This window comes from Alteromonas sp. B31-7, from assembly GCF_015767655.1.
In the GTDB taxonomy this organism is placed as follows: domain Bacteria; phylum Pseudomonadota; class Gammaproteobacteria; order Enterobacterales; family Alteromonadaceae; genus Alteromonas; species Alteromonas australica.
On the sequence record NZ_CP065233.1, the window covers coordinates 2,203,186 to 2,217,507 of the forward strand.

12 protein-coding genes are annotated in these 14,322 nt (G+C 43.7%); 4 read left to right on the plus strand and 8 right to left on the minus strand.

Annotation, left to right across the window (positions count from 1 at the left end):
- Window positions 1-17: 17 nt before the first annotated feature.
- The 4 genes from IUA53_RS09325 to IUA53_RS09340 form a co-directional block, all read right to left on the minus strand.
- Window positions 18-1,061 carry a D-Ala-D-Ala carboxypeptidase family metallohydrolase gene (locus IUA53_RS09325; RefSeq protein WP_196899311.1) on the minus strand — a complete coding sequence of 348 codons (1,044 nt, stop codon included), beginning with the start codon at window positions 1,059-1,061 and terminating at the stop codon, window positions 18-20.
- A gap of 17 nt (window positions 1,062-1,078) precedes the next feature.
- On the minus strand, window positions 1,079-2,452 hold the full coding sequence (locus tag IUA53_RS09330; RefSeq protein WP_196899313.1) for a L,D-transpeptidase family protein: 1,374 nt from the start codon (window positions 2,450-2,452) through the stop codon (window positions 1,079-1,081).
- A 225-nt stretch (window positions 2,453-2,677) separates the two neighbouring features.
- Window positions 2,678-3,436 (minus strand): hypothetical protein, encoded by a 759-nt coding sequence (locus tag IUA53_RS09335; protein ID WP_196899315.1) that lies wholly within the window; start codon window positions 3,434-3,436, stop codon window positions 2,678-2,680.
- A 78-nt stretch (window positions 3,437-3,514) separates the two neighbouring features.
- A complete protein-coding gene (locus IUA53_RS09340) occupies window positions 3,515-4,216 on the minus strand; it encodes a sensor histidine kinase (protein ID WP_044057107.1) in 702 nt (233 codons plus the stop codon).
- Window positions 4,217-4,457: 241 nt separating this feature from the next.
- Here IUA53_RS09340 and cysB point away from each other — a divergent pair, with 241 nt between their 5' ends.
- Entirely contained in the window at window positions 4,458-5,432 is a 975-nt protein-coding gene (cysB, locus tag IUA53_RS09345) for an HTH-type transcriptional regulator CysB (RefSeq protein ID WP_044057108.1), read from the plus strand.
- 78 nt (window positions 5,433-5,510) lie between these two features.
- Here cysB and IUA53_RS09350 read toward each other — a convergent pair whose 3' ends face one another.
- The 3 genes from IUA53_RS09350 to pabB all read right to left on the minus strand — a co-directional run bounded on the left by IUA53_RS09350 (window position 5,511) and on the right by pabB (window position 8,989).
- Entirely contained in the window at window positions 5,511-6,884 is a 1,374-nt protein-coding gene (locus IUA53_RS09350) for an L-serine ammonia-lyase (protein WP_044447380.1), read from the minus strand.
- Window positions 6,885-6,999: 115 nt separating this feature from the next.
- Complete coding sequence (locus IUA53_RS09355; RefSeq protein WP_044057110.1) at window positions 7,000-7,572, minus strand: CoA pyrophosphatase; 573 nt, start codon at window positions 7,570-7,572, stop codon at window positions 7,000-7,002.
- Window positions 7,559-8,989, minus strand: a complete 1,431-nt coding sequence (gene pabB, locus IUA53_RS09360) for an aminodeoxychorismate synthase component I (RefSeq protein ID WP_196899317.1) — start codon at window positions 8,987-8,989, stop codon at window positions 7,559-7,561. The genes IUA53_RS09355 and pabB overlap by 14 nt, the downstream gene beginning before the upstream one ends.
- 181 nt (window positions 8,990-9,170) lie before the next feature.
- On the opposite strand from pabB, the gene IUA53_RS09365 reads away from it, so the two are divergent.
- The gene (locus IUA53_RS09365) at window positions 9,171-10,700 is read left to right on the plus strand and encodes a fumarate hydratase (protein WP_196899319.1); all 1,530 of its coding nucleotides are present in this window, start codon (window positions 9,171-9,173) and stop codon (window positions 10,698-10,700) included.
- Window positions 10,701-10,789: 89 nt separating this feature from the next.
- Entirely contained in the window at window positions 10,790-12,178 is a 1,389-nt protein-coding gene (gene rmuC / locus IUA53_RS09370) for a DNA recombination protein RmuC (protein WP_196899321.1), read from the plus strand.
- On the opposite strand, the gene IUA53_RS09375 is transcribed toward rmuC, so the two are convergent.
- Complete coding sequence (locus IUA53_RS09375; protein ID WP_196899323.1) at window positions 12,157-13,428, minus strand: GGDEF domain-containing protein; 1,272 nt, start codon at window positions 13,426-13,428, stop codon at window positions 12,157-12,159. The two genes, rmuC and IUA53_RS09375, sit on opposite strands and share 22 nt — an antisense overlap.
- A gap of 131 nt (window positions 13,429-13,559) precedes the next feature.
- Here IUA53_RS09375 and IUA53_RS09380 point away from each other — a divergent pair, with 131 nt between their 5' ends.
- Window positions 13,560-14,297, plus strand: a complete 738-nt coding sequence (locus IUA53_RS09380) for an SOS response-associated peptidase family protein (RefSeq protein WP_196899325.1) — start codon at window positions 13,560-13,562, stop codon at window positions 14,295-14,297.
- Window positions 14,298-14,322 lie beyond the last annotated feature (25 nt).

The following is a 14,322-nucleotide window of genomic DNA, read 5'->3' on the forward strand; positions in this document are numbered from 1 at the left end:
GGGCTGGACGATGGCGTTTACGGTTTTCTCCATCTCGCTTTGAGCCCGCGCGTATCAATGTGAATAAACGGGCCGCGATGAGGTTTTGGCCCATAAATGCCCAAGCCGCCAATCAGCCCCTTATATTCACTGCGTTTATTAAGTTCGGCAATCACACTGGCCATCACATCAGCATCACCTATGTTAACAGCACCATCATTGTTTAAGTCATCCATACGATAATTGCCATCATTATCAACGAAAATATCTGCTGCATCACCATAGACGTGGCGACTGAACTTTACATTGCCAATCGCTCGATTGTACTGAGGCGTACGATACCCACTCATAATAACCATGTTCTGAACCGGAATATCGTTCATGTTCATTTCACGCCTAAGCATTTCAAGCTTCAGCAATAAAGGCGCTCGAAGATACACGAATTTTGGATAACCAGAACGCTGCTTGCTGGTAAATTCTTTCAACTTAAAATGCGGTGACAATCGTTTTTCCTGATTTGCCTTCGTGACCTCAATAAAACCATTAGGCTCTACGTACATGTTTTTGTCTGTGACTTCACTTTCATCAGGGTAGGGACCAATATGGTAATACTTCAAGCGGCCGCCCTGTACTTCTTCGGCGGGGATCATGACAAACACATTCAATGTCATGCTGACATCGCCGTCTTGGCTTTTAATGGTTAACTGCTGCTCACCGGGTTCATCTGCCGCTCTCCAATGCCAAGTGAGATCTTGAGACTTTTGAACTTTCGCACCATTTTCGTAAAGTTCATAGCGTTTGTCGGGCTGAGGATAAATAATCTCTAATTCTGTCACTTCCTCAGGAAGTACAAACAACGAAAACACATTGTAAGGTACAACAATGTTATTAATTTTAAGGCTAAATTCCGCATCTATGAGGGCGTCTTGGTTATCAATAATCACGGGCTCATGAGGTGGCACCTTTTGCAGCGCGGCCTTAGTTTGCATATCGTGTGCTTGGCAAGCACTCATCATGGTAATGCTAGATAACACCCATAATGTTGCCAGCGTGATTGTTTTCATAGTCACCTTTGTCAGCATCAAAAACTCCTGCCTTTTTATAAAGAAGCTAATTGAGATAACGATAGCGTGTCTCGCGCATCACGTCGATAAATATCATTTCTGAAATTAATTCTGCCATTTTCATCTGCCCAAGCGGTCCAATACACTAAATGAATGGGTAGGGGTTCCTTAAGATGAAATGTTTTTGATTCACGTAGATCTCTGGCCGATATTACGTTGTCCATTAAACTCTCTACGCCTTGTTCTTCTGCAATTAGCTTTGCTAAAGAAAATGGGTCTTCTAGACGAATACAACCGTGAGACGCTGCACGTACAGGTTCGTTAAACCACTGTTGATAAGGCGTATCGTGTACATACACCGCATGTGGGTTAGGGAACAGGTATTTCACTTTTCCCAATGGATTTTTATCGTGAGGTAGTTTCACAAGGAAATGGTCAAATTGATACGGCTTTACGCTGGCCCAATCAATGGTACTAGGGTCAACCAATTCATCGTCAATGAAGCTATTTTTACGAATGACGATGTTATTTTTTTCAAGGTAATCAGGATCTTCAGCTACTTTTGGTGCAATTTCTCGCGTAGCGATAGAAAGCGGGATTCGCCACTCTGGATTAACCACAAATTTTTCAATTTCATCGCTAAACGAAGGCGTGGCCCAACTTGGCTTACCAACAACCACATCTTTTTTCGCCTTAACCTGACCATCGTTGATATAACGCAAACGAAATTCTGGAATATTCACGAGCACATACGCATCTTCATCGTTTGCCTCAAACGCGGTTAGACGCGCAATGTTTAATGCCAGTTGTTGCTTTTTTTGTTCTGCGGTTATATTCAATGCGGCAAGCGTATTTTTGCCTACTACGCCATCAACATCTAGTCCGTGGCGTTGTTGAAAGTCTTTCACTGCGTCTTCAATTAATTCATCAAAAGTACAGTGGCGAAGGCTAGGTGATAGAACGGAACGGTCATCGCATAAAGTGTGAAGCGCAGGATACTCCATAGCAAGGCGAATGATAAGTATCGACACCGCTTGTGAGGTGTCACCTTTACGCAGTGCGCCTTCTGCCAATAGTTCACCGGCGTCTAATGGCTTCCAACCACCTTGCTCTATTATCGTTTCATAATAGGCTTGCGCCTCTTGCATACGTGCTACACGACTATCTAATGAAGAAAATTGCTCAGTTGGTTCAGTGTTTTGATGCCATGGTGTGGTTACTGGTGCTGCAACGCCTACAAGCGGCGGCCATAATGCCGCAAGTGCAATAAAGGATTTGCCCAATGATCGTTTAACCAACACCCTAGCGCGTCGCGTAGACACCGATTTGTGCTTTGGCGTTGAGGTTACATTTTTGCCGCTTTGCTTTGAAAAAGGTTTAGTAGCCAATTTACGCTGCTTGATATCCATTTAACTATTCCCTTGATTAACTGATCCTTCGAAAATCTGTTCAATCTGGAACTCGCAAAACCAATGCCAATAGACCAGCAGTCGCTAAGCTTCTGATTGCAAAAGAATATATTTAATAGCCAATAAAAAAGGCCTAACGTCGCTAGGCCTCTATGTGTAGGATTGAGGAATAGGTGGTAAATATTTTATGGGAAAAGAGGAGAGACGAAGAGGTAACTTTTACAATTACCACTTCTTCTTTGGTGCAAATAATTCGTCTAGCTCGTCGCGCTCTTCTTCTTGACGTTTCGCACGATCTTGCGCATTCACACTTTTCAGGTTGCTTTGAATTTCGTTTAACCATTCCGTTAAGTTGGCTAACCGAGAATGGGCGTATTCATCTTTTTGATTCTGGTTTTCTAGCGCAGCTTTGGCTTTTTCATAATATTGGCGTGCTGAACCTAGCATATTTGTTTGGTGTGCAGCCCGACCTCGTTTAATCAGTGTTTCCACATTCACTTTAATTTGTAGACGCTCTAACTGCTTTTCTTCATCAATAAACGTTTTAGAATCCACTTTGCCTTTACTATGTTCCGAGCGAAGGAGAATACGTAGTTTCTTGACCGCCTGAATATACTGGATAATTAATTTGTCATTATCGGGCAAAACGAAATCGCTCGTCGCGGTGCCATCACTGCCACTGCCACTGCTTGTGCGTTGTTCAGCGTCATTAATCCGTTGTTTAATCTCAGGGGTACTATTGTGCTCATTAATCACTTTAAGCGCATTTAGCACGCGATTATGCAAGACTTCCATCAAACGAGGTGAGGTAGGAATATTCACACAGGCCATAATGACATTCTCTGTCTCATCGATAATTGCTTTTTGTTTGGACACCTCAGCACGGCGTTCTGATTCAATTTTTGCGCGATGCTGTTGTACCGCATTAATAAATATGGCCGCAATTAAAAGTACAACAATCAGAATTATTATTATCACGTACATTCGTGTAGTTCCATTTAAGTCATTATGTATTGCTATCGTTCGATAGTTATAACGTGTTTTCTATTCTATCGGCTAATGTTACGGTATTTTTACCTCAAAAACACTTCCACCTAGATCACCGCCGTTGGAAAGTGATATTTCACCACTATTTTCACCCTGTGAATGCGCGGCTGCAATTAAACGTGCAAAGAATAATCCTAAGCCCGTACGCCCTTGACTAAGTTGAAACTCAGACAAAGATTCGTGACTCTTTTCAAGCATGGATGGGGGATAACCCGCACCGTCATCTTCTACTTTAATGTTGAGGTGTGCGTTTTGCACTGAAGCCGAAATGATAATCTTCGAAGTTCCGTAACGAAGGGCATTGACTAATACATCGTTAATTAGCAAATAAATAAGTTCACTGTCTAAATACCAGCTTAGTTCGGAATCCACCTGAATGGTAATGCCAATTTTCTTTTGCTCTACGTACAGGCGGTTAGACCCCACCACATCATCTATTAGATCGGCGATGAAGCACTCATCCACAGTAATGGGTAAGCTTTCTAATTCTGAACGATATAACGACAATATTTGAACTAAGTTAGTATTTAACCGTGAGGCTTCATAATGCACATTAGCGACTTGCTCTCGTGCTTCAACATTGTCAGAAGGCAATTCTCCCGCCAGGTTTTCAATGGACTGAATAAGTAAAAACAAAGAGTTTTTCATATCATGAACAGCAGCCGCTAATACGGATGAAAAGTCTATGGGAGAGGATAGCTGCTTATTATCAGTCATTTTTTTAACCTTATATTTTCTTCAACATAGTGACGCTACGCCACACTACATGCCGCTTATCGGCCAGAAAATAAAATACTCGGTAAGTTACAAGCGGTTAGTATCACTTATTTCGCTGTAAAATGCCTACCTTTTTCGCAGTCAAAACTGCTTTTTGTAATAGTGTATAGCAATAAATAGTAGTTTTGGTTATAAGGATAGCGTTATAGTAGTAGTACAACAATGACGAGTGGTGTTCACAATGAAATTACAACAGTTACGGTACATCGTAGAAGTACTGAACAATAATTTGAACGTATCTGCAACCGCAGAAAGTTTATTTACCTCGCAGCCGGGCATCAGCAAACAAGTGCGCATGCTGGAAGACGAGTTAGGCGTTCAGATTTTTGGCCGTAGCGGTAAGCACCTCACCCACGTCACCGATGCAGGGCATGATGTTATTAATATTTCTCGCGAAATTTTAGCCAAGGTAGAAAGCATCAAAGCCGTTGCCCGTGAACACACCTTACCCGATCAGGGTAAACTCAACATTGCAACTACCCATACCCAGGCTCGCTATGCATTGCCTGATGTTATTCAAGGGTTCATGTCAAAGTACCCCAAAGTGTCCTTACACATGCATCAAGGCACACCGTCTCAAATTAGTGACTTAGCGGCCAAAGGTGAAGCTGACTTTGCCATTGCGACTGAAGCTTTGCACTTATATAACGACCTGGTCATGTTGCCTTGCTACCACTGGAATAGAAGTGTCATCGTAAACAAAGATCACCCTTTGTCGAAAAAGGGCACTATCGACATTAGCGATATTGCCAAGTACCCCCTTGTGACTTATGTTTTCGGTTTTACTGGCCGTTCAGAGTTAGACCAAGCATTTGAGCGCGCTAACCTTACCCCTAAAATCGTATTTACCGCCACCGACGCTGACGTAATCAAAACGTACGTAAGATTGGGCGTGGGAATTGGTGTGATAGCGTCTATGGCAGTCAGTGAAGAGCTAGACGACGATTTAGTTAAAATTGATGCCAGCCATTTGTTTGATTACAGCACGACCAAAATCGGGTTCAGAAAAGGGTCGTTTCTACGCAGTTACATGTATGACTTTATTGAGCGCTTCGCACCTCATTTAACTAAAGATAAGGTGGAAAAAGCCATGATGCTTAAAAACAATGATGAAGTAGAGAAAATGTTTAAAGGCGTTACCTTGCCAGTGAAATAAGGCGAACGCTGTCACCAGTGCATTTAATATTACACACCAAGGTGTTCCATTAAATGTACTGGTCGATATAGACGCCCATTAACACTCAATAATGTTGACTGCTAAACCGCCTCGTGCGGTTTCCTTATATTTGGTTTTCATGTCGTTGCCCGTGTCACGCATGGTTTTAATTACCTTATCTAACGACACTTTGTGTTCACCGCTGCCTCTTAAGGCTAGTCTAGACGCATTTATTGCTTTAATTGCGCCCATCGCGTTACGCTCTATACAAGGCACTTGAACTAAGCCTCCCACGGGGTCACAGGTCAGTCCAAGGTTATGCTCCATGCCTATTTCTGCGGCATTCTCAACCGCCGACACCGTGCCCCCCATAATTTCAGCGAGCGCGCCAGCAGCCATAGAACAGGCCACGCCAACTTCACCCTGACAGCCCACTTCAGCACCAGAAATTGATGCATTTTCCTTGTATAAAATGCCTATTGCACCCGCCGTGAGTAAAAACCGACTTGCCACTTCTTCATCAACCGGGCGAATAAATTTATCAACGTATTGCAACACAGCCGGCAAGATACCCGCAGCGCCATTAGTAGGTGCTGTGACCACTCGGCCACCCGCTGCATTTTCTTCATTTACCGCTAGGGCAAATAAATTTACCCAATCCATGGTTTGCATAGGATCGCTAGTGTGTTCCGTTTGCAAACGTCGATAAAGCGCAGGGGCTCTGCGCACGACTTTAAGTCCACCCGGTAATATGCCTTCCGTTTCGATACCACGTTGAATACAGGCTTTCATGGTTAGCCATATATGGTGCAGTTTTTGTTTTACTTCATGACGAGGTCGAAACGTAGTTTCATTGGCCAGCATCAGCGCGCTAATACTCAATCCATTGTTTTTACATTGAACGAGCAAGTCTGCAGCGCTTTTAAAGGGGAAGGGCACCTTTGACTGTGTCTCTGCCGCCAACGTCTTGGTTTCATCAAAGTCTTCATCTTTAATGATGAAACCGCCGCCAATACTGTAGTAAGTTTGTTCTGCCACTATCTGTTCGCCACAATAGGCATATAGCGTTAATGCGTTTGCATGCTTTGGTAATGTTTTACGACGATGAAATACAATGGCATTTTTATTGGGGAACGATATAGCATGCGATCCATTTAGCGCTAAGCGCTGTGTGGTATGTACCTCTTCTAATAGAGGGTCTATTTTATCGACATCAATCAGGTCGGGAAGTTCGCCGCATAAACCTAGAATAACCGCTTTGCCGGTTCCATGGCCCACTCCGGTTTGCCCAAGGGAACCGAACAATTCCACGGTAACTTTATCAATGGCGTTAAATTGGGCTTCATCATTAGATAATGTTTTCACGAAATCAGCAGCGGCGCGCATGGGTCCAACAGTGTGTGAACTCGAAGGCCCTATACCTATACTGAACATATCAAAAACACTAATCATTATAACAAACCTCAACGATGACTTAGACTTAAGATCATGCATGTATAGTAAGGATAGTACAATACAGAAAAGCTAATCAGATGATTAGAAATGCTAATGAGGTGTAAAGAAATATTTAAGGGTGGATATGATGTGACAAGTTCCGCAGTATGGCCGCGGTAACACCCCAAATCATTTTATCTTGCCAAGGTATAAAATAAATAGGAAAAGGGCGTTTGTCGCGATGAGTGGTATGGACCAGATGATTGCGCCTGTCTAATAAGTGGGCGAGGGGAACTTCAAAAGCACTTTCTACTTCATTGGCATCTAACTGTGGTTGAAAGTTCGGGTCGACAAAGCCAATGACAGGGGCAACTTTATATCTGCTCACCGTTCTGTAGGAAGGCAATAGACCTATGACTTCCACATTTTGTCGCGGTAACCCTATCTCTTCATTCGCTTCCCTCATTGCCGCTTCGACTACAGTTTCGTCGCTCTCTTCAACTGCGCCGCCAGGAAAACTAATTTGTCCAGGATGATGTCGTAAATGATGCGCGCGTTCGGTAAGCAAAACATGCAATTTATCGCCGTAATCTAACAACGGAATAAGCACCGCCGCCGGACGAGCTTCAGCTTTAAGTGGGTAATCCGGCTCTCTTCGCGTTAACCGTAAATGATGAAATTGGTGTAAAAATTCAGTCCTTGTCACTATTGCTCCCAAACTGTGACGATAACACAGGGAGGATTTTTGAAACCTTATCTAATGTTTCCTGAAACTCATCCTCGGGCACAGAATCAAGAACTATCCCGCCGCCTGCCCAACAGTGTATTTGTTCTTTTTCGGCAAGTAAGGTTCGAATACAAATGCTTGAATCGAGATCCTCTCTAAATCCCATATAGAACATACTGCCACAATATATGTTTCTGCGGTGTATTTCTAGCTCATCAATGACTTCCATCGCGCGAATTTTCGGCGCTCCAGTAATAGAACCACCCGGAAACGCCGAGGCAAGTAACTTAAGAGGACTAACGTTATCATGGAGTACCCCTGTTACCGTGCTTACCAAATGATGCACGGCTTCATAGCTTTCAAGGGCAAAAAGCGAGGGCACAGTGACACTATGCGGTACGCAGTGCTTGGAAATATCATTGCGCAGTAAATCCACAATCATTAAGTTTTCCGCCCGATCTTTTTCCGCCGTTAACAATGAGGACGCGCTTGCAGCATCTTCTTCTTTATCGGCAAAGCGTGGGCGCGTACCCTTTATGGGTTTGGTTTCAACGATTTTATTGACGACCTTTAAAAATCGTTCCGGGGAAATACTGGCGATACTGCTATCAGCAAGTTTCATATATGCCGAGAAAGGCGCTTGATTTGCCACCCTTAATGCCTCGTACGCTTGCCAAACAGAGCCGCTAAAGCCAGCCGTAAAACGCTGCGCAAAATTGACTTGATAGCAATCGCCGGCTTTTAAATAGTCATGTATCTTTTCGATGCACCTAATATAGGTTTCTTTGGATAAATTCGATTGCCAATCACTAGTAAGACGAAACCCTTGGTTATCGGCTTTCGGTACGCTATCGAAGGTTCGCAGATTCGGGATTGTGGTGCCATCTGCGCTACAGTAATACATTTTACCTGTTAGGTTGTCTTCAATTAATGAGTATAAATAAAGCCCAGCGGCGAAATCTTCTGTCTGGTAGTGGCTTTCAGCGTATGAAGGTAAGGCTTCGTAATAGCGTCCTGTGTCGTAACCAGCCATTCCAGCAACACCAATCATAAACGGCAACACGTTTGCAATATCAGGCGCTGATGGCGCTATCGATAGGTGTTTAACCACACTATGAAGGAAGTGCTCGGCTGCCTCAAAAGGCGGGGAGTCTATTTCTTCTTTCTTGTTTGTTAATAGGCAATGCGTGCGCGTTTGCCCTTGATATGCTGTTACCGTGCGAACTGGTTGCCACAGCATAATACTGAATCGACCATCGCTTTTTGTTGAATCACAATTATCGAACAAGATAGCCCAAGGATCGTTTGCATGTGGCGCAAATATATCGACTAAGCGTCTATTGTGGGTGTCGTTGTATTCAGTTATGGTTATTGACGAGAGAGGTAACACGGACATGAAAATCTAAACTCTGCGCTAGGTAATGATAATAATAGTTAGAATACCCACCAAGGGTGTTGCTAATGCGCCCGAATCATCGCCAACTGAGGCTGTTTTCGTGGTGCGATTGTTTTAGATGCGCTAGTATACGCTTTTTTACCAAGCCAAGACCACGAAAGCTCAATAAAAAGAGGATGCCATGACCGTTATCCGTCAACAAGACTTCATAGATAGCATTGAAGATTCCCTGCAATTTATATCCTACTATCATCCGCTCGATTACGTAAAAGCAGTAGAAGAAGCTTATAACAGAGAGCAAAGCCAAGCAGCAAAAGATGCCATGGCGCAAATTCTCATAAACTCCAGAATGTCTGCTGAAGGTAAACGCCCGCTCTGTCAAGATACGGGTATTGTGACCTGCTTTGTTAAAATAGGCATGGGTGTAACCTGGGACAAAACCGACATGACGGTACAGGAGATGGTTGATGAAGGTACACGTCGTGCCTACCTGAACCCTGATAACCCATTACGCGCATCCATTGTTGCCGATCCTGCTGGCGCAAGAAAGAACACGAAAGATAACACGCCTTCTGTGGTGCATATTGATATGGTACCAGGGGAAAAAATTGAAGTCATGATCGCTGCGAAAGGTGGCGGTTCTGAAAACAAATCAAAAATGGTAATGCTAAACCCCAGTGATGATATTGCTGATTGGGTGGTTAAAACCTTACCGACTATGGGCGCTGGCTGGTGTCCACCGGGCATGCTAGGCATCGGCATTGGCGGTACTGCAGAGAAAGCCGCAGTACTTGCAAAAGAAAGCCTTATGGATCCGGTTGATATTCAAGAACTCATAGAGCGTGGCCCAGAAACCACCGATGAAAAGCTTCGTCTTGAAATTTTCGACCGTGTTAACCGTTTAGGTATTGGCGCACAAGGCTTAGGTGGGTTAACTACCGTGGTAGATGTTAAGATTAAATCACTGCCTACCCATGCTGCGTCTAAGCCAGTGGCAATGATCCCTAACTGTGCCGCCACCCGTCACGCTCACTTCTATCTTGATGGCTCAGGCCCTGCGGAACTTACGCCGCCAAAATTAGAAGATTGGCCAGAGGTCACATGGGAAGTGAGCGAAAACACCCGCCGCGTTAATCTTAATGATGTCACGAAAGAAGATATACAAGACTGGAAAGTCGGTGAAACCGTGCTTCTGTCGGGCAAGATGCTTACCGGTCGAGATGCTGCACACAAGCGAATCCAAACCATGATGGAAAATGGCGAAGGCTTACCTGAAGGTGTGGATTTAACCAATAGGTTCATCTATTACGTAGGACCCGTCGATGCAGTTGGCGACGAAGTCGTCGGCCCAGCAGGCCCGACTACGGCAACGCGCATGGATAAATTCACCGACCTTATGCTAGAAAAAACCGGCCTTATCGGCATGATTGGGAAGGCTGAACGTGGCCCCGCAACAGTAGATTCTATTGCCAAACACCAAGCCGTTTATCTGATGGCGGTAGGTGGCGCAGCTTATCTTGTATCTAAAGCTATTAAGAAATCTCGTGTGGTCGCGTTTGAAGATTTAGGCATGGAGGCTATCTATGAGTTTGAGGTAGAAGATATGCCTGTTACCGTAGCCGTAGACAGTACCGGGGCAAACGCCCACAAAAATGGTCCAGCCATTTGGAAAGCGAAAATAGAAGATTTAGATAGCACATTGTCGAAATAGGCTAAAATCTCGCTTTTTTTTAAAAACAGGTGCCATTGGCGCCTGTTTTTGTTTATAGTGCTGTATAAAATAACAGTGCTCGTGTTCATATGACTTTTGACGTTTCTAACCCCGTTTATCTTCTTTTCCCATTATTTCTTGTTCTCATCATAATGATCTGGGTGTTTTCAAAGCAGCGTTTAAAAACAATACAACAGCAGCTTGACGCCGCTAATGCATTGATTGAACAACACCAACACCATCAGACAACACTTCAAAAAGAACTTGGCTCCCTCAGTGAAAAAGCGCGTCATTACGATATCGTGTTAGAAGAGAAGCGCGAGCTTTCTAATGCGTATAACAACTTACAGTCAAACTTTATGAAAGTTCAGTCGCAAAATGAAGCGCAAAAAGCGCGATTAGATGCTCTTATGCAAAGCCATGAAGAAAAATTGGCGCTAATGAGCAGTGCTGAACAACGTTTACAGTCGCAATTTGAAAATTTGGCTAATCGCATTTTCGACGAAAAAAATGCCCGCTACCATCAGCAAAGTAAGCAAGATATTGAAGCACTACTTGCCCCATTTAAAACCCAATTAGATAGCTTTAAACAACAAGTTACCGAGCAACACATCCGAGAAGGTCAAGAAAGGGCTTCCTTAAAAACCGAAATTCTTGGGCTAAAAGAACTGAATCAAAAAATCACTCAAGAAGCAGCTGCACTCACTAACGCGTTAAAAGGGGATAACAAAACCCAAGGAAATTGGGGGGAAGTGATCCTAGAACGAATTCTAAAAGAGTCAGGGTTACGTGAAGGTCATGAATTTGAAACTCAAGTAGCAGCGCAAAGCGAACAGGGGCGTCGATTACAGCCTGACGTCGTGGTTCATTTACCCAATGATAAAGACGTTATCATTGATGCGAAAGTGAGCTTAGCCAGCTATGAGCGTTATTTTAATGAAAGCGATGAAAACGTGAGAAAGCAACATTTGCTTGGCCACGTAAACTCGATTAAAGGTCACATTAAGGGGTTAGGGGCAAAAGATTATCAAGCTATTTCGAGTTTAAGAACACTGGACTATGTCTTGCTTTTTATCCCCATTGAGTCGGCATTTTTACTGGCAATTGAAGAAGAGCCTAGTCTAGTGTCTTTGGCATTAGATAATAATATTATGCTGGTTAGCCCAACAAACTTACTGGTTGCGCTAAGAACCATCAACAATATATGGCAGTACGAATACCAAAATCAAAATGCTCAGCATATTGCTGAACAAGCCGCCAAACTTTACGATAAATTCGTGGGCTTTGTAACCGATATGGAAAGAGTAGGGAAATCGCTAGATACCGCACAAAGTCATTACGACCTTGCCGTTAATAAGCTCTCTCAAGGGCGGGGAAACCTACTGCGCCAAATTGAAAAATTCAGAGAAATGGGCGTTCAGCCTAGCAAAAAACTGTCGAATACTGGCTTAAAAATTCAGGAAAACGATGAAGAATAAGCCACTATCTGGTTTCTTCCACTTCGCTTAGCTTGATATAAAGCATCATCGGCATGGGACAGCAGTTGATCAATACTTTTGGTGTGGGTTGCCGTCTCACAGCCAATACTTAACGTTATCGGATTCGCGCCCTCGCGCCATACCGCCTTTGAAAAGTGATCACATATTGCTTCTGCTCGACGCAGGGCTGTGTCGTGAGTAGTATTGGTGAGTATAACGATAAACTCTTCTCCGCCAAAACGCGCACAATAGTCAGTTTCACGGACTAATTCAGACAAAGTTTGCGCTACAAATGTGAGGGCGTAATCACCAGCCTCATGACCGAACTCATCATTAATCTGTTTGAAATGGTCAATATCTATCATTAACACACTGAAGTTGTTGTCTTTATGGACATCACTTTGGTTGTGCTGTAGGACGCCTTTGGTTAGACGTAAATGGCGTTCCCGCTTAGTCGCCGAATGGTTATCACTGGAAAGTTTTAACCAGAGTGACACAAGCGTTTTGGAAATGGCGCGCCGATTTAGTAAACCCGTGAGTTGATCGTGTTCGGCTAAAAACTTCATTTTAAGCACTAACCGCATTACCGCAGCCGCCATGGCGGTAACATTGATTAGCAAAACTAAACCTATTCCGAACCACAGGGCTATATCCATGTTGAGCGATAAAGGCCATATACTTTCTGCAGTACTGAATATTAAAGATGAATAAGAGACGCCAGCAATGGCTAACACACCAATGAATAGCCCATCGGGTATACTTAACATTAACGCCGATAATGTATTAAATTCGCGCTTTAGCTCCGAATACTTAATAACAGTGCCGTTAAAGAAAATGGCCGCCGTCATGTAACATATTATGGCGAGGGATAAAGGCATCGCCATGGCGTTCATGAAAGGCAGTGCCGATGAAATACACACCAATGCAATGACCAAAGTTAAGCCAACCAACGACAAATGGCGTTTAAAAAGTATGCGGACACCACTTTGGTAAAGCAGTGCAAAGAGGAACAAACTTAAATGACTTAATAAACCACTGAGACTGAAAGCACCAATGGATGTGTTTTGATAGGCTATGATATAAAGAAACAGCGTCGCGTTTGCAATAGCAAAACGTTTACTAGCGTATCGGTACAAACGGAGAGGTTGCACCATTAGTAGCCAAGTACAGGTGGCCACAGCAGACAATAAGGCAATGACGTTGAGTAAACTCACACTGGGTGAAGACAACACGTGTGTAATTGCAGTCATATTGGTTAAAAATCACTCCTTTGATACGTTTATTCCCGTTATTACAACAGGCTACCTTTTTTGTTAAACGAATTAATATTACATGTGATTAACAAAATGTCTATGCTGATAGCCCAAAAGAAGGTGTAAAGATGTGTGGTAGATTAAACGTCACTGACTGCGAAGGCGTACGGGCCTTAATGGAAGGGCTTCAAATTCGTTTATGGCCTGAAACCGGCCCCATCTTTTCTAGGGTTATCACTGCCGCGAACACGGTATCTATTGTGTTCGAAAACGCTCATGGGCAGCGAGAAATGCATAATGCGTTGTGGTGGCTTTTGCTGGAACCACGGATAAGCAACGGCACTTTGGTAGATTTTAAACCTTCGAAGTACACGTCATTTAATACACGTTACGATAAACTTAACGTGAAACGAAGCGCTGGCTATCAATCATTTCGAAGCATGCGTTGCGTTATTCCTGCCGCAGGCTTTGGCGAAACCGAGGGGAAGGGAAGTCAGGCCAGGTATACGGACTTCACGCTTTTTGCACAAGACAAGCCTCCCCATGCAATGGCCATGGGCGGGTTATACCGAATTTGGCAATATAAAGGGCAAGATAATACAAACCATTACAAAGTAAGCTGCTCAGTAGTAACCTTACCTGCACACCCAAAAATGGAAAAATACCACAGTAAATCCAGCCCCTTAGTGTTATCACATAACGATGGCAGTATTGATACTTGGCTAGATAGTGGTTTAACAGATACCCGTGCATTAGCGTGGTTACTTAAACCCAAGCTACGACACTCACTTATGGCTCACCCCATTGTAAGGCCCACGCAACCCGAGTCAGTGGGGGAAGATACCTTATTAATGGCTGATAACTAGCAGCAAGGCAAAAAGGTTAGGGTGA

Bases quoted from the DNA above. Each gene is read 5' to 3' on its own strand.
- IUA53_RS09375 (WP_196899323.1), bottom strand. From the start codon at position 13,428: ATGACTGCAATTACACACGTGTTGTCTTCACCCAGTGTGAGTTTACTC.
- IUA53_RS09330 (WP_196899313.1), bottom strand. From the start codon at position 2,452: ATGGATATCAAGCAGCGTAAATTGGCTACTAAACCTTTTTCAAAGCAA.
- IUA53_RS09380 (WP_196899325.1), top strand. From the start codon at position 13,560: ATGTGTGGTAGATTAAACGTCACTGACTGCGAAGGCGTACGGGCCTTA.
- IUA53_RS09365 (WP_196899319.1), top strand. From the start codon at position 9,171: ATGACCGTTATCCGTCAACAAGACTTCATAGATAGCATTGAAGATTCC.
- IUA53_RS09325 (WP_196899311.1), bottom strand. From the start codon at position 1,061: ATGCTGACAAAGGTGACTATGAAAACAATCACGCTGGCAACATTATGG.
- IUA53_RS09340 (WP_044057107.1), bottom strand. From the start codon at position 4,216: ATGACTGATAATAAGCAGCTATCCTCTCCCATAGACTTTTCATCCGTA.
- pabB (WP_196899317.1), bottom strand. From the start codon at position 8,989: ATGTCCGTGTTACCTCTCTCGTCAATAACCATAACTGAATACAACGAC.
- rmuC (WP_196899321.1), top strand. From the start codon at position 10,790: ATGACTTTTGACGTTTCTAACCCCGTTTATCTTCTTTTCCCATTATTT.
- IUA53_RS09350 (WP_044447380.1), bottom strand. From the start codon at position 6,884: ATGATTAGTGTTTTTGATATGTTCAGTATAGGTATAGGGCCTTCGAGT.
- IUA53_RS09335 (WP_196899315.1), bottom strand. From the start codon at position 3,436: ATGTACGTGATAATAATAATTCTGATTGTTGTACTTTTAATTGCGGCC.
- cysB (WP_044057108.1), top strand. From the start codon at position 4,458: ATGAAATTACAACAGTTACGGTACATCGTAGAAGTACTGAACAATAAT.